Source organism: Bacillus sp. JAS24-2 (assembly GCF_008274905.1).
In the GTDB taxonomy this organism is placed as follows: Bacteria; Bacillota; Bacilli; order Bacillales; family Bacillaceae_G; genus Bacillus_A; species Bacillus_A cereus.
Map to the genome: position 1 here is coordinate 3,887,504 of NZ_CP031068.1, position 18,288 is coordinate 3,905,791.

The window sequence follows — 18,288 nt, forward strand, 5'->3', positions numbered from 1 at the left end:
CTTTCTCTAGCTTACATTCCTTACTTTTCTCCACTCATGCCTGATCGAATCAGTAACACGTGTCAAAAATAGGTTTACGTATAAGTTCACTATAATTAAGGCAAACGTTTTCGTTACTCACCTTAATGTGTTTGTCGAAATTTGTATAACTTTGCAATAGTTATTATACATAACTATTGTAAGCGATTCAATCATTTTTTTTAACGTTTTCATTTTAGACAAAAATATATGACTTTTTACACATGCTCTGCCTTTACTAAGCGTTGCAAGTGCATCGTTAAATAAATACTTTCAGCTTCATATACAGGTAGTTGCAACTCTTTTTGCATGACCTTAACTAGCTTCCAAGCCAAGTTATAGCAAACTGGATACTCCGCCTTTAATAAATCAGCAAAACTTTGCGATTCCTCTACTTTTTCTCCTTTTTTCACCCTCTCAATAGCATATTGAAGATGACGAATAAGACGTAAATAATGAATGCTCTCTTGATCTAATGTAATTTGTAAGTTTGTCTCAATTAAAGATACAAGTTGTGCAATAAGACGGGAGTTTTGATTAACTGAAGATAAATCAGAATTTGTAAGCGAACTGTAAATGTGAAGTGCAATAAAACCAATTTCTCCTTCAGGCAATGTAATTTGCAAACGAGAATTTAAAAGTTCTACAACACCTTCCGCAATTTCATATTCCTCTGGATAGAGCATTTTTGTTTCAACTAAAAAAGGGTTATCAATTGTAAGTCCTTGTTTTAACCTTTTAATCGCAAATGAAATATGATCTGTTAACGCAATATGAATATGTTCATTTAGTGGAGATTTCGCTTTTCCTTGAATGTACAGCATAATATCGTTCATCAATTCAATTAATTTTTCACTAATATGCGGCACTAATAATTTGTATTGTTCACGATCACGTTCATTTTTTAAGACAAACATTTTTTCGATTTGTTCTTGCTCCAATACATCTTTCGCTTTTTTCCCAAATCCAATTCCTTTACCAATCACTACTACTTCCTCGTGTTCCGGATGGCTAGCAATGATGACATTATTATTTAAAACTTTTTTAATTTCTAGATAATTACTCATATAACACCACCCTCGTACTTAAATAGCCTACTTTTATGTTACAGAATATTCTTCTTTGTCGTCAATGTAAAACATCTGCCATTTAATAAAAATTCATTTTTTAGACATGTTTATATATGATGCGTATAATGTAAGAGCAACTGTACATAGAAAGGAGATAACAGCATGATTAAAATGTTTGTAAGTGATATCGATGGTACAATGATGCAACACGGAGGTCTTATTGATGAACAAGATGTTGCGGCACTGCGCAGCCTTGCCGAACAAAATGTTATTCTTTGCTTCGCTTCCGGAAGACTTGATAATGAAATTGCAGACTTAATGAAAGCTGTAAATACAAATTTTCATCGTATTAGTGTAAATGGTGTTTTTGTATATACACATGAGAATAAACAACTATTATCTGCAACTTTTGATTCCAGCATACTTCCCGATTTGTTAGCTATGACGAATGAAGATCCTTATTTCCGTTATGTAAGTGATGAGCATAATTATTACATTGAAGAGAAAACACCTTTTATTCAAGAACTTGAACAACAAGTAACTATGACTTCTGTTGAAGAACCAAACTTACTACAGAAGATTGATGATACAATTTTCCCAAATAAAATTTCTGTCGGCGGAACAAAGGAGAGCTTACAACTCCTTCAGAAAAAAATTGATGAAAAATTCCACGGGAAAGTTAGTACTTTCATCTCAGCAGAACAATGTTTAGATGTAATGCCACCGAATGTTAGTAAAGGCTCTGCCATTTCTGTTTTATTAAATGAGTTTCAAATAAAACCTGAGGAAATTGCTTGTATAGGGGATTCTTACAATGACATTCCTATGTTTTCTTTAACTCCTCACAGTTTTGCTATGTCACAAGCAGATGATGCAGTAAAAAATCACGCTCACTATGTAGTAAATCACGTCAAAGATGCTGTTAACCACGTAATTGCTCATAATAAAAATACGACTCATTCCTTATAAGGATGAGTCGTATTTTTATTTCTTTACATGTTAACCATTTTCAATTCCACTGTACTTCACAAACTGAAATATACTATTTGTTACGTGCGATATTCGTAATAAATTTATAACGATCTCCACGATAAATACATTTCACGTACTCTAGCGGTACCTCACCTTCTGAATATGACCATTGACGCATTACAAGTACAGGCGCCTTTTTAGGAATATGCAGATGTTCAGCTTCATTTTCCGTCGCAACGGAAGCTTCAATTGACTGAGTAGCGCTAACAAGTTTAAAGCCCAGTTTTTTCTCTAAATGTTCATATAAAGATTGTTGCAATATCTCTTCGTTAATATCTTTTACAAGAGCTGGCGACAAATATGTCGTCTCAAAAGCAATCGGTTCATCATCAGCTAAGCGAATACGCCTCACTTCATAAACCGATTCCCCCTCCTGTATTCTCAACCGGTCTGCTATTTTCGCAGTAGCTGGAACTAGGCGGAAACTAAGTAATTGACTACTTGGGTTCATCCCACGAGAAATCATGTCTTCTGTGAATCCCGTCATTCCTTGCAATTTTTGTTCCACTTTCGGAAGTTGGACAAATGTTCCAATTCCACGCTTCCGATATAAATAGCCCTGTTCCACCAAATTATTAATCGCCTGTCTGATTGTCATTCGACTCACTTCGAACTTATCACAAAGTTCATTCTCAGATGGGATTTTATCTCCCGGCTTCCATTCGCCGTCCTCAATTAGCTGTTTCACCCACTCTTGAATCTGATAATAGATCGGAAATGGTGAATACTTGTCGATGTTCATCAGCAATCGCCTCACTGCATAAAGATAGAGCTTCTTGATCAGCGATTACGGTTACATTCGGATGACGTTGTAAAACTGTAGCCGGACACTCTTCACTATATTCACCTTGCAATAATTCTTTAACAGCTTCTGCCTTTTTAGAACCCATAGCAACAAGTAGAACTTGTTTCGCTTTCATAATGCTTCCAATTCCCATTGTAATCGCATGAGTTGGCACATCTTCTTCTTTTTCGAAGAAGCGAAGGTTTGCTTGGCGTGTAGATTCTGTTAATTCAACAATGTTTGTTGGAGAATTAAACGGCGTTCCTGGCTCATTAAATCCGATGTGACCGTTTTCACCGATTCCAAGAATCTGTAGGTCAACTGGGTTAGCAGCTAGAATGCTCTCGTAACGTTTGCACTCTTCCTCTAAATCACTTGCCATCCCGTTTGGTACATAAGTTTGTTTAAATGGAAGATGATCAAACAACTGTTCTTGCATGAAATAGTGATAGCTGTTTTTATCTTCATGTGGTAAATTTACGTACTCATCTAAGTTTACAGTGGTTACACGGCTTGTATCAAGTTTATTTTTTCGCATTTCTGCATAAATACCTAATGGAGAGCTTCCTGTAGCCATTCCTAACGTTGGATTTTCTTTTGTTTTTACAACTTCTTCAATTAATTTATAACCTGCTTCTGCTAGTTCTTCTGGAGTTTTTACAACAAGAATATTCATTTAATTACTTCCCTTCCTTCATATGAATTCCTAAACGAACCGTATCATATACATGTAAATCTTCATTCATCACAACAAAGTCTGCATCTTTTCCTACCGCTAATGCACCTTTATTATTTAATCCAAACTCTTCTGCTTGGTTAACTGATGTCATCAGTACTGCATCTTCGATTGAACAACCTGTAAATTCAATTACATTTCGGAAAGCTTGATCCATTTTCAAAATACTACCAGCTAACGTTCCATCTTCTAATCGAGCACTACCATCTTTTACATGTACTGGCTGTCCGCCAAGCTCATATAATCCATCTTCAAGACCCTTTGCACGCATTGCGTCAGTGATAACACTTACTTTTTTTGGTCCTTTTAACTTATATGCTAATTTCACCATATCAGGGTGAATATGAATGCCATCTGTAATTACTTCAACCATTACATCTGGATTTAATAACACATGACCAACAACTCCTGGTTCACGGTGATGTAATCCACGCATTTGATTGTATAAATGTGTCGCATGTGTAATCTTTCTATTTTTTAGTTGCGCATCAATTGCATCTGTATGCCCCATTGTGCCAACTACACCAGTTTCAGCAAGATATTGTTCAAACTCTAACGCTCCCTCTTCTTCTGGTGCATATGTTACTAATTTAATTAAATTCCCACTTGCTTCTTGCCATTGTTTAAATTGCTCAATATTTGCAGGAACGATATGTTCAAGTGGTTGTGCACCTGCACGTTTCTTTGAAACATAAGGTCCTTCTAAGTGAATATATTCGAAATGCGCTCCTTTTTCTTTTGCTTCTTTTGCAGCAGTTAACGCTGCTTCAATTGCCTCTGGAGCTTGTGTCATTGTTGTTGGGAAGTAAGTTGTAACCCCTTCTTTTAACATTTCTTTACCTAGAGTTACTAACCCATCGCTATTTGCATCCATCGCATCAATATCGTATCCACCATGAATATGAACATCGATCATACCTGGAATTACAATCTTCCCTGTAGCATCAAAAACAGTTTCATTTTCTTGTGGTACATATTGAGCCATCAAACCAATTTCTTTAATGGTTTCTGCGTAACGAATAAATCCGTTTTCCACTATTTCTTGACCTGTGTAAATTTTGGCATTGATGACAATTTGCGTTTTCATTTTCATCGATCCTTTCCCATGAATTACCTACTTGTTATTATTACCTTATTCGCCTAGTTCCATCTTAATATACGCACGAGTAGTTGTCTATACATTCTAATGAAATTTCCTTTTTATTCAACAGAAAAGGAAATTTCTTACGTCTCTTATAATTATAATATATATTATTCATTTTTCCAAAAAGGGACAGTATCGCCCCCTAATCTAGAAATCACTTCAATAATGGCATTAACCCGCTAGACTCTAACATAATATGTTCACCATCTGTTTCCATTTCTACTGTACGTTTATTCGTTCTATATACCATTATACCGTGCCTTTTTAAGCGTTTCACTACACTTTGGTGAGGATGTCCATACGGATTACTACTCCCGTACGACAAAATAGCAAACTGCGGTTCCACTTTTTTTATAAACGTTTCACTTGTTGAAGTATATGAGCCGTGATGCCCCACTTTTAACACATCTGCATGGACATCAAATTGTTTTAATATTTCATGTTCTGTCCGTACATCCGCGTCACCCATTAATAAAAAATCCGCTTTTCCATATCGCACCTTTAAAACAATTGAGGATTCATTATTTTCATCTTTTGATTTCCCGTTGTTTAATACTTGTATAGAAACATGTGGATCCAGCGGTATATATTGTCCTTCCTTTACTGAAACGAAAGGTATCCCTCTTTTTTTAATATTATTCCGATACGTATGATAAGTAAGAGAACTATATGTTTTTCCGCTATCTAATATAAGCGATACCGGCATTTGCTCTACAATTGGAATTAACCCCCCTATGTGATCCATATCGGGATGCGTACTGACAATTACATCTAAATGATTAATCCCTTTCTCAATTAATTTCTGAATAATAACCTCTCCTGCTTCATAAGGTCCTCCATCAATTAACATTGTTTGTCCATTTGGCATTATAATAAGTGTTGCGTCACCTTGCCCCACTTTTAAAAAGCTCACTTTCATTTTACTAAGATGTTGCCGATGCATATGTAAAGGAGACGTAGTATGAATGGACATCATATACCTTTTAGCTGATGCGCTATTTAAAGAAAAACATAATAAAACAGAAACTAATAATAAAATAATCCGCATACCTCTCATAACTCGTCTCCTTTTTTCATTTAGTATGGCACTGTAAATAATTGATATACAAAAAAAGCTTAGCAAAATGCTAAGCTTTTATTTCGATATCTCTTGTAAGGAACCGAAGAATAAATCTGCTTCATTCATTTGTTCATTCTCTTCAGAAAGCAGTGGTAAATCATCTAATGTTTTCAATCCAAATGTGTCCAAAAATTCTTTTGTTGTTCCGTATAAAATAGGACGCCCTGGTCCTTCTGCTCTTCCCATTTCTTTTATAAGTAAATGTGAAACCAACGTTTGTAACGCCTTATCGGTTTTAACTCCTCTAATCTCTTCCATTTCAGTCCTTGTGATTGGTTGGCGATATGCAACAATCGCTAAAGTTTCGAGGGCAGCTTGTGAGAGTGAAGTAGCTGTTGGTGTATCTATTAATTTTTGATAATATGAAGCATGTTCTTTCTTTGTAGCAAAACGATATACTTTTGCATACTGTACAATTTGCAAACCACGGTTTGCACCTTCACATTCTTGTTGCATTTCTTCTAAAATATTAATTACTTCATTCATTTCAATTTCAAGAACTTTTGCTATTTGTTCTGGATAAATCCCTTCATCACCAGAAACAAATAAAAGGCCTTCAATAATTGACTTTTGTTCTTTCCTATCCATTTCACGAGCTCCTTCCTTCTATTTTCCCATAAAAATACACATCAAAAAACCGAATCACAATTAATGCGTTCGGTTCAATATTTTTTCTCTTGTTCCAAACGATACATTAAAACATAGCATGAGATAAAATGTTTCTATCCCATTTTCACATACTTGCTCTATGCAGATTTATTAGAGCTTGATACGAAAATTTCATCAAAATTATGTTCTTGCTCAATTATGATTTGTTGATTTTTCATAAGTTCCAGAACTGCTAAAAATGTTACAACCATTATTTCACGTTCATCATCAACAAACAAATCGTAAAAACTTTGGCGACCACCCTTTATTTTTAACTGCTTTAAAATATCAGTCATTCGCTGTTCAATTGGTATTTCTTGACGAGTAATACGTGTTGTTACAGGTTTTTTTGCCTTTTTACGGCGCATTAATTTTTGAAATGCTGCTAGCATATCATATAACGTAACATCAAGAGGTAAGCTTGTCTCCTCTTCTTGTTGCAACGATGTAAAGTCAATTGGTGGACGTGTATATAGCTGTGCTCTTTCTTGTTCTCTTTCTTTTAACTCAGTAGCAACTTGCTTATATTTCTTATATTCAATTAACCTCTCCATCAATTCTTGACGAGGATCATCTATAAAATCATCACCGTTATCAAGTACATCTTCTTCATGTTTCGGCAACAACATCTTACTTTTAATTTGTAATAACGTTGCAGCCATTACTAAATACTCACTTGCAACATCTAATTGAAGTTCTTTCATCGTATGCACATAAGATAAATATTGCTCTGTAATATCTGCTACAGGAATATTATATATATCAATTTCATAACGATGTATTAAATGTAACAATAGATCTAACGGCCCTTCAAAAGCCTCTACTTTAAAATTATATTGCACAAAGCATCCCACCACATTTTTTCTATAACAACATAAGTATAGAGCATACTCATGTTCTATCCAACCTTTTTAAGAAATTTAATTAAAAATAGACCGATGCCTATGTCATCATGCCCACCACTTCATATGATAACAGTGTAGTAAGAACAATGTAGGAGGTCAAAAAACTATGGGTCACGTTGATTGTGGTTTTAGCGGTGGGTTCGCATTACTTGTTGTACTGTTTATTTTACTAATTATTGTAGGAGCAGCTTGCTTCTGCTAATATGAACAATAAACGGCTAGGGGGAAACCTCCTAGTCGTTTATTGTTCATATTTCTATGATACACTTATATGTATAACCGTTAGATAGGAGCGAGAAAACATGTATCCTACCGAATACATACAATTTTTAATTCATTTCCATGGAGATTATGACTATTTTGAATGCCACGAAATACTAGAAGAGTATTGGAAAACAAAACCAAGAGGTAATCGTGATCATTACTTAGTTGGTCTCATTCAAATCGCAGTTTCTTTATACCACCAAAGACGTGCTAATTGGAATGGTTCCACAAAAATGATGAAAAGCGCAATCACAATTTTAGAAAAAAGCGGTGTGCCTTTACAACGTTTAGGAATTAATCAAGTACAACTTCTTTCCTTGCTCAATGAAAGATTGCAATCTATCCATAAAAAAGAACGTTTTTTACCTTTATTTTTACCCTTATCAGATCCATCGTTAGAGAAGCAGTGCATAGAGTTATGTCAAAAACAAAACCTCTCTTGGAAAGACTTGAATGCTATCCCAGGTGAATATATTATAAACAAGCACACTTTGCGTGATCGCACAGAGGTCATTACTGAACGAAACGAACAATTACAAAAAAGAAAGCAGAGATAATAAACTACTTATCTCTGCTTTCACGAATGTATATTTTGTTCTAGCCCTTTACATTTTTCGCAAAAACTTGCCGTTTGCTCATTTCCGCAAATTGTAAACTCAAGAAATTTACTCTTTAACTCTTGAACCATCTTCGTCCCAATCCCCACATGACGGTGAGACGGGTTCACACTCAAATGCTGAATTTCTAATACTTGATTCTCTTTTTTTACAATCCCCATTATTCCAACAAAATCTTCATTTTCTTTCCACAAATACAATTGCCAATCATCTTTTGCTTCATATTCTTTCATTGTCAATTGTAATGTTTTCACATCTTTTTCAGTTGGCATAAACGAAAGAAGCCCCATTGCAATTTTTTCATAACTTTTTTTAAAACGAATTAACATAACCCTTATCCCTTCTTACAAAAGTTACAAACTAGTAATCCCCTCAATCACTCTTTTCATATCACATTCATTTTACAATATTTTCAACAGAGTGAGAAGAGTCTAAAACAACTTGATAATCATACAAAGCGAAAAGAAGAAAGTCAAATCTATGTTTCAGCACTATTCCTTTAATAAATAGAGTTAAAAAAGAAAATTTTATATGGAATGGAAAGAAACATATCATTCAATAGCACTTCATTCATAGTTACCCTAAAGCAGCACAATTCTAGCAAAATTAATATAACAAAAAATATTTATTGAAACATATAATGTAATGTATTCTATGTAATTGGTTAAAGGTTTGTTCTCACAAGCAATATATTTTAGCAACAATACTACTTGTATGATGAGCTGTAGAAGAAGTACTCAATCTCATTAAAAATAAAAAAGAGAGCAAAAGCTCTCTTTTTCCTTACCTTATTCTTCCCAAACTTTAACTTCTTTCATTACATCGCCTTGACGCATTTTTAATACTGTTTCAATACCGCTTGTTGCTTTACCAAATACAGTATGAACACCATCTAAATGCGGTTGTGGCTCATGAACGATAAAGAATTGGCTACCGCCTGTGTTACGGCCAGCGTGAGCCATAGAAAGTGATCCTACAAGGTGTCTATGAGGGTTTCCATCAGTTTCACATGGAATAGAGTAACCTGGGCCACCTGCACCTGTACCTGTTGGGTCTCCACCTTGGCTTACGAAGCCAGGAATAACACGGTGGAATGTCACACCATCATAAAATCCTTGCTCTGCTAATTTTTTAAAGTTTTCTACTGTTTTCGGTGCTTCTTCTGGGAAAAATTCCAAGTCGATTTTTTCACCGTTTTCCATTAATATGTATCCTAAAGTTTTCATGCGTATATGTCTCCTTTCAATTATCTCAGCACTATATTACCACATTCATGACTAGAAACAAAAAGAATCCGACAATCTAGATACTTCTTTTTTGAAATGTGGAAAAAGCTAGGTGACAAATAAGAAATATATACTATAATAACTTTGTTGCCCGAAAATTTTAGAAAGAGAAAGGGAGCGATTTTTCGTGAAAACGAAATTATTAGCTCTGCTATTAGCTGTAACGGTATTTATGATGCCAACAGCTTCATTTGCAGACATCATCGAGGGAGAATCAATTGTTACATTAGGAGAGAACTTATCCGAACAACAAAAACAAGATCTGTTAAAAGAAATGAAAGCACCAAAAGATGCTACAATTATCACTGTATCTAATGCGGAAGAACATAAATTTCTAGAAGGCATTGTTCCAAAAGCACAAATTGGTACGAGAGCAATTTCTTCTTCTATGATTACATACACAAAACCAGGATCTGGTCTTATTGTACGATCAAAGAACATTAACTGGGTAACAGATGCAATGTACACTAACGCTTTGATTACAGCAGGTGTAAAAGATGCAGAAATTCAAATTACTGCACCTTTTAAAGTTTCAGGAACTGCAGCTTTAACTGGATTAATGAAAGCATACGAAACTGCGTCCAATAAACAAATTCCTGAAGAAGTTAAAAAAGTAGCGAATGAAGAAATGGTACAAACAGCCCAGCTTGGTGATAAAATTGGTGAAGAAAAAGCAGTTCAACTTGTTGCAAAAATTAAAGAAGAAATTGCAAAAGAACAGCCAAAAACAACAGAAGATTTACGTTCATTAATTAAAAAAATTGCTGATCAACTCGGCATTACATTAACAGATGAACAGTTAGATAACTTAGTATCGTTATTTGATAAAATGAAAAATCTTAATATCGATTGGAATCAAGTTGGTAGTCAATTAAACAAAGCAAAAGAACATGTTTCTGCCTTTTTAGGATCTGAAGAAGGGCAAAGTTTTCTAGATAAAGTGAAAGATTTCTTCTCAAGTATCATTGATTTTGTTAAATCTTTATTCAAGTAAAAAAGAAGCCCGCCAATGACGGGCTTCTTTTTTATACAAGTAACGGTAATTTCATAACAGCCTCTTCAACCGAACGCACTATATGATTTGCTTTCTCCTTTACATATGGATGGGCATGATGAAGAGTAAATGAATGTGGGGTTACTTCAAACATAGAAATATCATTGAAAGAATCTCCAATACAAGCAACTTCATTTGCTTCAATTTGCAAATGATCCATTAGTCGCTTTAGAGCACTCCCCTTACTCACGCCTCTTGGCATAATATCAACATAGCGTTTACCTGATATAAAAACTTCCGCTTCGCCTTGAAACGTGTCTCGTAGCTCTTGATCTAACGTCACAATTTTCTCTTCTTCTCCAAAAACAAACAATTTTGCAGGGTGTACAGTCTTACCAAACTCTTCTTCTAACGCTTCAATTTCAGCGATATGCACGCCCATATATGCTTCAAAATTATGGTGATGTTCATTCTTCCTTTTTGTATATCGCTGCTCATTTGCACAAACAATATCCGCTAGTCCTTTTTTATGTATATATCGATATATTTCCTGGGCAACCACATTTTCAAAACTCGATTCATGAAATAAATTTCCATCCGGAAGTAACATTGTCGCTCCATTTAAGCCAGTTGTGTAATATGGGAATGCAAACCTTTTTACAACTTCATCAATTCTGTGTGTAAAGCGGCCAGAGGCAAAACAAATATTTGTCCCTTTCTCAGCTAACCAACACAGCGCACGTTCATCTTCTTTTTGCATATGATTCACATCGTAAACGAGCGTGTCATCTAAATCACTTACAAATAATTTAATCATGTCCTCTTCCCCTTTCATACACAATATCTACTCTAAGTGTACACAAAAAATGTTTGATTTTTGTTAAAAAATAATAAATTTTTTGCTAAAAAAAATAAACGGGTGTATAATCCCGTTTATTTTTGTCTTTTTACATTTTGAGGTCTTACAATACTTGGTCGTACTTTTAAACTAGACATCGTTGGACGGAGTAAAATTTTTGTTAACGCGCCCCAATCAAATGGTAAAAACGGCCATAAATAAGGTGTTTGTAAACTTTTTATAGACGTTAAAAATAAAATTAATATCGTCATACCAATTACAAATCCCATCTCATGGAAGAGACCTGTTAAAATAATAACAAACAATTTCCCAACCTTATTCCCTAATCCTAATTCATAACTCGGTGTTGCATATGCACCAACCATCGAAACTGCTACATACAAAATTACTTCTGGCACAAACAAACCTACATCAATTGCAATTTGACCAATTAATATAGCGGAAATCAACCCTGCTGCAGACGATAACGGCGTTGGAGTATGAATGGCTGCCATCCTTAAAAACTCAAGTCCGACCTCTGCCATTAACACCTGTAATAAAATTGGTAAATGCGTCATCTTAGTCGGTCCAATAAAAGCAAGATTTGCTGGCAAAAGAGTTGGATCAAATACAAACACTAACCAAAATGGTAATAAAAATAACGAGAATATAACACCTAAAAAGCGCACCCAGCGTAAAAATGTACCGACAGCTGGATTTTGTCTAAACTCTTCCGCGTGCTGTAAATGATGAAAATATGTTGTCGGTGTAATCATAGCACTTGGCGATGTGTCAACAAGTACTAACACATGTCCTTCCAGTAGATGATTTGCTGCTACATCTGGCCTTTCTGTATATCGAATAAGTGGGAATGGGTTATAGCTTTGCTTTACAACAAATTCTTCTACTGTTTTATCCGCCATCGTAATTCCATCTACATCGATGTTATTTAATTCTTGTTTTATAATCTTTACTAAATCTGGATTTGCAACATCTTGAACGTATGTAATACAAATATCCGTTTGCGATCTATCTCCTACTCGAACCATTTCATTTCGAAGACGTGGATCTCGAATTCTCCTACGAATTAACGCTGTATTTACAACGATATTTTCAACAAATCCATCCCTCGCACCTCGTACTACCTTTTCGGTATCTGGTTCTGTCGGTGTTCGCCCTGGATAACTACGAACATCGATCGCGAACGCTTCCGTTTCACCTTCCACAAATATCACGATGAGTCCTGATAATACTTGGAGCATTACCTCATCCATCGTTTTCACTTTACTTACTTGTTGATGGATTAAGCGATTCTCTAAAAGCTTCACTGTATCTTCTTCTACATCCCTTATCTCATTTGTATCCACCGCTTCTTCTAAAATAGGGATAATATAATTTGTATCACAAAGTCCGTTTACAAATAACACACCAATTTCTTTATTCAAAATTTGAAATTTACGAATGCCAACATCGTATGTAACGCCTAGTCCAACTGTCTGCTTTAAATAATTTTCATTGTCACTTATGAAAGTTGATATAGGGATATCCACTTTTTTAGGCTTCGTCATAAAAACCACTCCTTTCCAAAATTAATTGAATTGCTTTCTTTGTAATAGGTGACCCTCTCTCCCATTCATCATTTCCGCACATTTTACCAATATCACCAACTCCAACAATGACAGGAACATTTAAATCGTCTAAACAATATATTGTATCTCCACTAATCCTGCCAATTTCACCATCTGGAAGTCCAAATTTATCAACACCATATTCGGTTAAATTCCCGTTCCGATCTACACTTACATCTACACGTGCCCATTCCCAATGATGCGTATTAGACGCCACTGCTAAAATACCGAGCACATCAATTTGTTTATGGGTAGCCACATATTTTAATGCCTTTTCACCAGATCCTTCTCCAATAAATCCACTGTCATCAAACATGACAAATACAGGGTCATATGGCGTTTGCATAATAAGCTCAACAACTTTTTTCCCTGTCAATTTGGTTGGATTACTTTGTGATGCTGAAATACACCTTCCCCCAAATTCCTTCGTTAAAAGCTCAATTGTCCGCTTTGCATATTCATCTCCATCTGTGACCAAAACAACCCTTCGTCTCATTTGATTTATCCTTTCGGTTTACATATAAGTGCTATAAAAAATGAAAACAATATCGCTGCGGAAATGCCCGCAGACGTTAAACTAAACATGCCAATACCAATTCCTAAATATCCATGTTTTTCTGCTGCATGCATTGCTCCGTGCAATAGTGAATGTCCAAAACTTGTAATAGGGACTGTCGCTCCAGCACCTGCAAATTTTATTAGTTTATCGTACAATCCAAATCCATCTAAAATTGCTCCGATGACTACAAAAGTTACCATTAAATGAGCTGGTGTTAACTTTACGAAATCTAACAATAGTTGCCCAATTAAACAAATAGCTCCACCTACAAGAAATGCATATATAAAATCCACAATTCACTCTCCTTTAACTCTCTCAAATACGACACCATGTGCAATTGTTGGAATCGTTTCCTTCTGTTGCATCATCATCGGGCTTAATAATGCACCAGTCGCAACGACAAAAATTCGTTGTAAATTCCCTTTTTGCATCTCGTGTAATAAATGGCCATACGTAACAACTGCTGAACAAGCGCAACCACTACCACCTGCAAACACTTCTTCTTGACTTGATTCATAAATCATCAATCCACAATCATTGTATATATGCCCAAGATCATAACCTTCCTCAAGTAAAAGTTGTTTCGCAATCGGCGTCCCAACAGCTGATAAATCACCCGTAACAATCAAATCATAATCATCGGCACTTCTTCTTAAATCTTCAAAATGTTGTTGAATTGTATGAGCTGCTGCTGGAGCCATCGCTGCCCCCATATCCAAAGGATTTGTAATTCCTAAATCTTGCACTTTTCCGATTGTAGCTGACGTAATTTTAATTGCACTTTTTTCATTGCTAATTAATATAGATCCTGCACCAGTCACAGTTGAATTTGCTGTCCCTGGTTTTTGCCCACCGTACTCTGTTGGATAGCGAAATTGTCTTTCAGCCGTTGCATTATGACTGCTTACTGTAGCTAAGACACGATTTGCAAATCCACCGTCTATAAAAGCTGAGCCAACTGCTAAAGTCTCCATAGACGTTGCACAAGCGCTAAACATTCCTAAAAAAGGAATGCCCCACTTACGCGCAACATAATTTGCTGTCACTGTTTGATTTAATAAATCTCCCGCTAAAAAGAAATCAATTTGCGATGTTTTTATATTCCCTTTTTGCACTGCTTGTTGAATTGAGTCTGACATTAATCTTCGTTCGGCGAGCTCCCAATTTTCTTCTCCACAATGCAAGTCATCATATGAAATATCAAATTTTTTCCCAAGAGGGCCCTCAGCTTCTTTCGGACCGACAGCAGTACCCGTTGCATTCACATATATATCATTTTGAAATACCCACGTTTGTTTTCCGGTCAACCTCATACTAGCCCCTCCTTTAAGACATAAAAATTTTAAAGGTATACCTTATTAACCCAATGATATATGCACCAACAACCCCAAATACAATCACACTTCCTGCCAGTTTAAACATATTTGTAGCAATCCCTAGAACAACCCCTTCGCTCTTATGTTCTAAGGCAGCGCTCGCCATAGAATTTGCAAATCCTGTTACCGGTACCGCTGATCCTGCTCCAGCAAATTGACCGATTTTATCATATACACCACACCCTGTTAAAATCGCGGATAATAAAACAAGGGTTGCAACAGTTGGGTTTCCTGCCTCTTGTTCACTGAAGTGAAAATAATGTATATAAAATTTCATCAATACTTCTCCAACTGTGCAAATGAGTCCACCTACAAGAAATGCTTTGATACAATTTAGTAAATAGTTTGGCTTTGGATGATACTCCTTCACTTTATTTATGTAATCATCCTTCAATTTCTGACTTGTCATTTATATACTGCCTCCTACTTTACGAAATAAATCCAGTGAAACAACGATCCTATTACTTTCCCAAGTACAAGAGCAACGAGTAAAACAATAATCTTCCCCTCTACCCCTACTCGTTTCGCTAAAATAGGTAGAACATTTAACACCTCTGTTAATGCTGCAGCAAGCATTCCAATGAACGTGCCACAAAATATCCCTAATATAACGAGCCAATATTGCGACGTTTGAAATGTAATGTTTTTCAAACTGCACCAAGCCCCTGTTAAAGTACCTGCAATGACTGCCCACTCAAAATATTGAATATGCTTTCCACTTCTCGTTAATTGGGCTAAACGGGGGATTATACCAAGTACAGCTAAAAATGCGACATATCCGCTACCTACCGCAATCCCTCCAGCTAAACCAATTAAAATAACAAATCCATACTCAATCATCGGTAAGTTGTTTCATATTATCCTTGTTTTCATTAACGATTACATACTGATCAAGTGACTGTTGGTATTGAAACATCTCAACTTCTAGCGGACTTGGCTCTTCATTAATTCGCTTTTGAAATACATGATTAAAGAATAAAACCATCCCTAAACCAAGACCTAAAGAATAAGGAATTTGAAATAAAAGTGGTTGCGCATTAAATTCTCCAGTAATCATGTAATATAACCGTTGATGTACTTGTTGCATACTTACATCTTCATGGAAATAAATGATCGCAAGGGCCGCTCCAATGAAAAGTAATAGCCATACAAGCCCGAAAAAAATTGGGTGTGCCTTCTTTTTTTCGTATATAATTTCAACAAGAGTTTGTCCAGAACCGAGTAAATTAATTTGTAGATGAGATGCTTTCTGTTGAATAATCTCAATTACTTTCATAACATCAATTACAACATGCGTCTTATCATGCGCTGTTATTTTGTAAACTATCTCATTTTGTAACAACTCAACTACGGAAGAATCTCCGGCAAGTTGAGCAACATCGCCCAGCTTTACTTCATAAGTAGGAGAAACTTTTAAACGATTGCGCATTTTAATATAAATCGTTTGTTCCAACTTTCATTCACCCCTTCACTCTTCCTCGTAGTTGTAGTATGGTTATTGAATTTTTTTCTAATACAATTTTTTCATAAAAAAACATCTGCACCATTTCGGTACAGATGTTTTTTACTTATGCCTTTTTCTTAAATAAGTTTGCAATACTTAATGCAAGCCCTCCCCAAATGACTACTATTCCAATAACCATCATCATAATTGCTGATCCACTCATTATGAAACACCTCGATCTTTCCACTCTTTTTCAAGCTTGGCAGAATCCGAATGTATTTGTGCATTCCATTTCTTTAGACTAATAATTAGCGCAACGATAAGGAAGGCTGCTGCTATCGACCAACCATACGTTACAACAAACTCAGTCGGATAATCTCCATAATTCTTTTTAATGTTTTGGATTGTACCATCAATTAGCATATACCCTAACATAAGCGGAGTAATAACGAGTAAACTTACTCTCCAAAACGTTCCTAATTTAATATCAGATACAAAGTTTGCATGATTTTGATAAACTGGTAAACGACGTAAAATGAGCCCTATCGTCACTACTTCCGCAAGTGCAATTGTAATTAATCCGAAATTATTAGCGAAATAGTCGACAACATCTAAGAACATAAGCCCACCACGTGTTGCAAATACAAGAGAAACTAACACGAGAAGGGTTCCCATAATTCCAATGGTTTTTTCCCGACTTAAACTGAATTTTTCAGATACAGCGGCAAAACATACTTCCGCGAGTGAAATAAGTGATGTGATTCCAGCAACCGTTAACGATAAGAAAAATAATACACCAAACAACGGTGACATCGGCAATTCATTAATAATTTGCGGAAATACTACGAACGCAAGCCCAACGCCAGCACTTGCTACTTTATCAACCGGTACTCCCATATTATTCGCCATAAATCCAAGAGCTGCAAAGACCCCAATACCTGCTAATAATTCAAATCCTGAGTTGGCAAATCCAGTAATAAAGGCATTATTTGTTGTATCCGAGTTTTTCGGTAAATAACTAGAATACGTAATCATAATTCCAAATGCTAAAGATAAACTAAAGAATATTTGACCATAAGCAGCAAGCCATACTTTCCCATCAAAAATACGACTCCAATCTGGTTTAAAGAATGCATCTAGTCCTTGCATAGCACCTTCCATCGTCACTGCACGAACGACGATAATAAGGAACATAACAACTAATAAAGGAATAAATATACGGTTAACAACTTCGATTCCTTTTTTAACTCCTTTAAATGCAACGCCAAGCACAATAATCCAAACGAGAGCTAATGGAATTAATACTTCCGGTACAAGTCCTCCAAATTGCCCTGGCTTATCTGCAACATGTAAGTACTCTTTAAATAAAAATGATTGCGTGTCTTTTCCCCATGCTCCAGTAATTGCAAAGTATGTATACGATATAGACCAAGCAATAATCACTGCATAATATGTTGAAACGATAAATGTTACGCACATTTGCCACCATCCAATAAATTCGGCACGCGGGCTAATACGGAAAAATGTAAGTGGTGCTGAACCACGATGACGATGACCAAGGGCAAACTCAAACGCTAACAATGAAATACCAGTCGTTAATAATGCAAATAAGTACGGTAAAAAGAATGCTCCTCCTCCATTTTCATACGCTGTATAAGGAAAACGCCATATGTTTCCTAATCCAACGGCAGATCCGACCGCTGCAAAAATAAATCCAGCTCTCGTTCCCCATTGTTGCCTCGTTTCCATGTTTCCTTCCCCCTTTATGACAAGTTCATACTTGGATTATATTTTAAATTGACTAAATTATCAATAAATTCTGTTA

At 35.6% G+C, this 18,288-nt stretch carries 23 protein-coding genes; 4 read left to right on the top strand and 19 right to left on the bottom strand.

Annotation, left to right across the window (positions count from 1 at the left end; all coding sequences use genetic code 11):
- Positions 1-236 precede the first annotated feature (236 nt).
- Positions 237-1,085, bottom strand: a complete 849-nt coding sequence (glcT, locus tag DN407_RS20025) for a glucose PTS transporter transcription antiterminator GlcT (protein ID WP_000073858.1) — start codon at positions 1,083-1,085, stop codon at positions 237-239.
- 165 nt (positions 1,086-1,250) lie between these two features.
- On the opposite strand from glcT, the gene DN407_RS20030 reads away from it, so the two are divergent.
- A complete protein-coding gene (locus tag DN407_RS20030; RefSeq protein WP_000594244.1) occupies positions 1,251-2,057 on the top strand; it encodes a Cof-type HAD-IIB family hydrolase in 807 nt (268 codons plus the stop codon).
- 73 nt (positions 2,058-2,130) lie between these two features.
- Here the strand turns inward: DN407_RS20030 and phnF are convergent, their stop codons facing one another.
- The 6 genes from phnF to scpA all read right to left on the bottom strand — a co-directional run bounded on the left by phnF (position 2,131) and on the right by scpA (position 7,394).
- A complete protein-coding gene (phnF, locus tag DN407_RS20035) occupies positions 2,131-2,862 on the bottom strand; it encodes a phosphonate metabolism transcriptional regulator PhnF (protein ID WP_021727649.1) in 732 nt (243 codons plus the stop codon).
- The gene (nagB, locus tag DN407_RS20040) at positions 2,792-3,580 is read right to left on the bottom strand and encodes a glucosamine-6-phosphate deaminase (RefSeq protein WP_001024210.1); all 789 of its coding nucleotides are present in this window, start codon (positions 3,578-3,580) and stop codon (positions 2,792-2,794) included. The genes phnF and nagB overlap by 71 nt, the downstream gene beginning before the upstream one ends.
- Positions 3,581-3,584: 4 nt before the next feature.
- On the bottom strand, positions 3,585-4,727 hold the full coding sequence (gene nagA, locus DN407_RS20045; RefSeq protein WP_001987227.1) for an N-acetylglucosamine-6-phosphate deacetylase: 1,143 nt from the start codon (positions 4,725-4,727) through the stop codon (positions 3,585-3,587).
- A 211-nt stretch (positions 4,728-4,938) separates the two neighbouring features.
- Positions 4,939-5,841 carry a ComEC/Rec2 family competence protein gene (locus DN407_RS20050; RefSeq protein WP_001214829.1) on the bottom strand — a complete coding sequence of 301 codons (903 nt, stop codon included), beginning with the start codon at positions 5,839-5,841 and terminating at the stop codon, positions 4,939-4,941.
- A gap of 78 nt (positions 5,842-5,919) precedes the next feature.
- Positions 5,920-6,492 (bottom strand): segregation/condensation protein ScpB, encoded by a 573-nt coding sequence (gene scpB, locus DN407_RS20055; protein WP_149216608.1) that lies wholly within the window; start codon positions 6,490-6,492, stop codon positions 5,920-5,922.
- Positions 6,493-6,650: 158 nt separating this feature from the next.
- On the bottom strand, positions 6,651-7,394 hold the full coding sequence (gene scpA / locus DN407_RS20065) for a segregation/condensation protein A (protein WP_001199753.1): 744 nt from the start codon (positions 7,392-7,394) through the stop codon (positions 6,651-6,653).
- A 169-nt stretch (positions 7,395-7,563) separates the two neighbouring features.
- On the opposite strand from scpA, the gene DN407_RS20070 reads away from it, so the two are divergent.
- Together DN407_RS20070 and DN407_RS20075 are read left to right on the top strand one after the other, a co-directional pair.
- Positions 7,564-7,659: a YjcZ family sporulation protein gene (locus tag DN407_RS20070; RefSeq protein ID WP_000510194.1), complete on the top strand. Its 96-nt coding sequence runs from the start codon at positions 7,564-7,566 to the stop codon at positions 7,657-7,659.
- 100 nt (positions 7,660-7,759) lie between these two features.
- The gene (locus DN407_RS20075) at positions 7,760-8,278 is read left to right on the top strand and encodes a DUF309 domain-containing protein (RefSeq protein WP_000283591.1); all 519 of its coding nucleotides are present in this window, start codon (positions 7,760-7,762) and stop codon (positions 8,276-8,278) included.
- A 20-nt stretch (positions 8,279-8,298) separates the two neighbouring features.
- Here the strand turns inward: DN407_RS20075 and ribT are convergent, their stop codons facing one another.
- Positions 8,299-8,667: a GNAT family N-acetyltransferase RibT gene (gene ribT, locus DN407_RS20080; RefSeq protein WP_000908401.1), complete on the bottom strand. Its 369-nt coding sequence runs from the start codon at positions 8,665-8,667 to the stop codon at positions 8,299-8,301.
- Positions 8,668-9,126: 459 nt separating this feature from the next.
- Positions 9,127-9,564, bottom strand: coding sequence for a peptidylprolyl isomerase (locus tag DN407_RS20085; RefSeq protein ID WP_000853782.1), 438 nt, complete (start codon positions 9,562-9,564; stop codon positions 9,127-9,129).
- A 187-nt stretch (positions 9,565-9,751) separates the two neighbouring features.
- On the opposite strand from DN407_RS20085, the gene DN407_RS20090 reads away from it, so the two are divergent.
- Positions 9,752-10,618 (top strand): DUF1002 domain-containing protein, encoded by an 867-nt coding sequence (locus tag DN407_RS20090; RefSeq protein ID WP_000850515.1) that lies wholly within the window; start codon positions 9,752-9,754, stop codon positions 10,616-10,618.
- A 31-nt stretch (positions 10,619-10,649) separates the two neighbouring features.
- Here the strand turns inward: DN407_RS20090 and DN407_RS20095 are convergent, their stop codons facing one another.
- The 10 genes from DN407_RS20095 to DN407_RS20140 form a co-directional block, all read right to left on the bottom strand.
- A complete protein-coding gene (locus DN407_RS20095; RefSeq protein ID WP_001987215.1) occupies positions 10,650-11,453 on the bottom strand; it encodes a Cof-type HAD-IIB family hydrolase in 804 nt (267 codons plus the stop codon).
- A gap of 98 nt (positions 11,454-11,551) precedes the next feature.
- A complete protein-coding gene (gene spoVAF, locus DN407_RS20100; RefSeq protein WP_000165596.1) occupies positions 11,552-13,024 on the bottom strand; it encodes a spore germination protein SpoVAF in 1,473 nt (490 codons plus the stop codon).
- Positions 13,011-13,580: a stage V sporulation protein SpoVABEA gene (gene spoVAEA / locus DN407_RS20105; RefSeq protein WP_001254415.1), complete on the bottom strand. Its 570-nt coding sequence runs from the start codon at positions 13,578-13,580 to the stop codon at positions 13,011-13,013. The genes spoVAF and spoVAEA overlap by 14 nt, the downstream gene beginning before the upstream one ends.
- Positions 13,581-13,585: 5 nt before the next feature.
- Positions 13,586-13,936: a stage V sporulation protein AE gene (gene spoVAE, locus DN407_RS20110; RefSeq protein ID WP_149216609.1), complete on the bottom strand. Its 351-nt coding sequence runs from the start codon at positions 13,934-13,936 to the stop codon at positions 13,586-13,588.
- A 3-nt stretch (positions 13,937-13,939) separates the two neighbouring features.
- Positions 13,940-14,956: a stage V sporulation protein AD gene (spoVAD, locus tag DN407_RS20115; protein WP_001241163.1), complete on the bottom strand. Its 1,017-nt coding sequence runs from the start codon at positions 14,954-14,956 to the stop codon at positions 13,940-13,942.
- Between the two features lie 13 nt (positions 14,957-14,969).
- On the bottom strand, positions 14,970-15,428 hold the full coding sequence (spoVAC, locus tag DN407_RS20120) for a stage V sporulation protein AC (protein WP_000203810.1): 459 nt from the start codon (positions 15,426-15,428) through the stop codon (positions 14,970-14,972).
- A 14-nt stretch (positions 15,429-15,442) separates the two neighbouring features.
- Positions 15,443-15,859 (bottom strand): stage V sporulation protein SpoVAB, encoded by a 417-nt coding sequence (gene spoVAB, locus DN407_RS20125; RefSeq protein ID WP_000575191.1) that lies wholly within the window; start codon positions 15,857-15,859, stop codon positions 15,443-15,445.
- Complete coding sequence (locus tag DN407_RS20130; protein WP_000438365.1) at positions 15,852-16,472, bottom strand: stage V sporulation protein AA; 621 nt, start codon at positions 16,470-16,472, stop codon at positions 15,852-15,854. The genes spoVAB and DN407_RS20130 overlap by 8 nt, the downstream gene beginning before the upstream one ends.
- A 115-nt stretch (positions 16,473-16,587) precedes the next feature.
- Entirely contained in the window at positions 16,588-16,686 is a 99-nt protein-coding gene (locus DN407_RS20135; protein WP_000016826.1) for a methionine/alanine import family NSS transporter small subunit, read from the bottom strand.
- Positions 16,686-18,212 carry a sodium-dependent transporter gene (locus tag DN407_RS20140; RefSeq protein ID WP_000450089.1) on the bottom strand — a complete coding sequence of 509 codons (1,527 nt, stop codon included), beginning with the start codon at positions 18,210-18,212 and terminating at the stop codon, positions 16,686-16,688. Before DN407_RS20140 ends, DN407_RS20135 begins: the two co-directional genes overlap by 1 nt.
- Positions 18,213-18,288 lie beyond the last annotated feature (76 nt).

Excerpts from the sequence above, each read along its gene's own strand:
- glcT (WP_000073858.1), bottom strand. The coding sequence starts at position 1,085 with ATGAGTAATTATCTAGAAATTAAAAAAGTTTTAAATAATAATGTCATC.
- DN407_RS20030 (WP_000594244.1), top strand. The coding sequence starts at position 1,251 with ATGATTAAAATGTTTGTAAGTGATATCGATGGTACAATGATGCAACAC.
- phnF (WP_021727649.1), bottom strand. The coding sequence starts at position 2,862 with ATGAACATCGACAAGTATTCACCATTTCCGATCTATTATCAGATTCAA.
- nagB (WP_001024210.1), bottom strand. The coding sequence starts at position 3,580 with ATGAATATTCTTGTTGTAAAAACTCCAGAAGAACTAGCAGAAGCAGGT.
- nagA (WP_001987227.1), bottom strand. The coding sequence starts at position 4,727 with ATGAAAACGCAAATTGTCATCAATGCCAAAATTTACACAGGTCAAGAA.
- DN407_RS20050 (WP_001214829.1), bottom strand. The coding sequence starts at position 5,841 with ATGAGAGGTATGCGGATTATTTTATTATTAGTTTCTGTTTTATTATGT.
- scpB (WP_149216608.1), bottom strand. The coding sequence starts at position 6,492 with ATGGATAGGAAAGAACAAAAGTCAATTATTGAAGGCCTTTTATTTGTT.
- DN407_RS20070 (WP_000510194.1), top strand. The coding sequence starts at position 7,564 with ATGGGTCACGTTGATTGTGGTTTTAGCGGTGGGTTCGCATTACTTGTT.
- DN407_RS20075 (WP_000283591.1), top strand. The coding sequence starts at position 7,760 with ATGTATCCTACCGAATACATACAATTTTTAATTCATTTCCATGGAGAT.
- ribT (WP_000908401.1), bottom strand. The coding sequence starts at position 8,667 with ATGTTAATTCGTTTTAAAAAAAGTTATGAAAAAATTGCAATGGGGCTT.
- DN407_RS20085 (WP_000853782.1), bottom strand. The coding sequence starts at position 9,564 with ATGAAAACTTTAGGATACATATTAATGGAAAACGGTGAAAAAATCGAC.
- DN407_RS20095 (WP_001987215.1), bottom strand. The coding sequence starts at position 11,453 with ATGAAAGGGGAAGAGGACATGATTAAATTATTTGTAAGTGATTTAGAT.
- spoVAF (WP_000165596.1), bottom strand. The coding sequence starts at position 13,024 with ATGACGAAGCCTAAAAAAGTGGATATCCCTATATCAACTTTCATAAGT.
- spoVAEA (WP_001254415.1), bottom strand. The coding sequence starts at position 13,580 with ATGAGACGAAGGGTTGTTTTGGTCACAGATGGAGATGAATATGCAAAG.
- spoVAD (WP_001241163.1), bottom strand. The coding sequence starts at position 14,956 with ATGAGGTTGACCGGAAAACAAACGTGGGTATTTCAAAATGATATATAT.
- spoVAC (WP_000203810.1), bottom strand. The coding sequence starts at position 15,428 with ATGACAAGTCAGAAATTGAAGGATGATTACATAAATAAAGTGAAGGAG.
- spoVAB (WP_000575191.1), bottom strand. The coding sequence starts at position 15,859 with ATGATTGAGTATGGATTTGTTATTTTAATTGGTTTAGCTGGAGGGATT.
- DN407_RS20135 (WP_000016826.1), bottom strand. The coding sequence starts at position 16,686 with ATGAGTGGATCAGCAATTATGATGATGGTTATTGGAATAGTAGTCATT.
- DN407_RS20140 (WP_000450089.1), bottom strand. The coding sequence starts at position 18,212 with ATGGAAACGAGGCAACAATGGGGAACGAGAGCTGGATTTATTTTTGCA.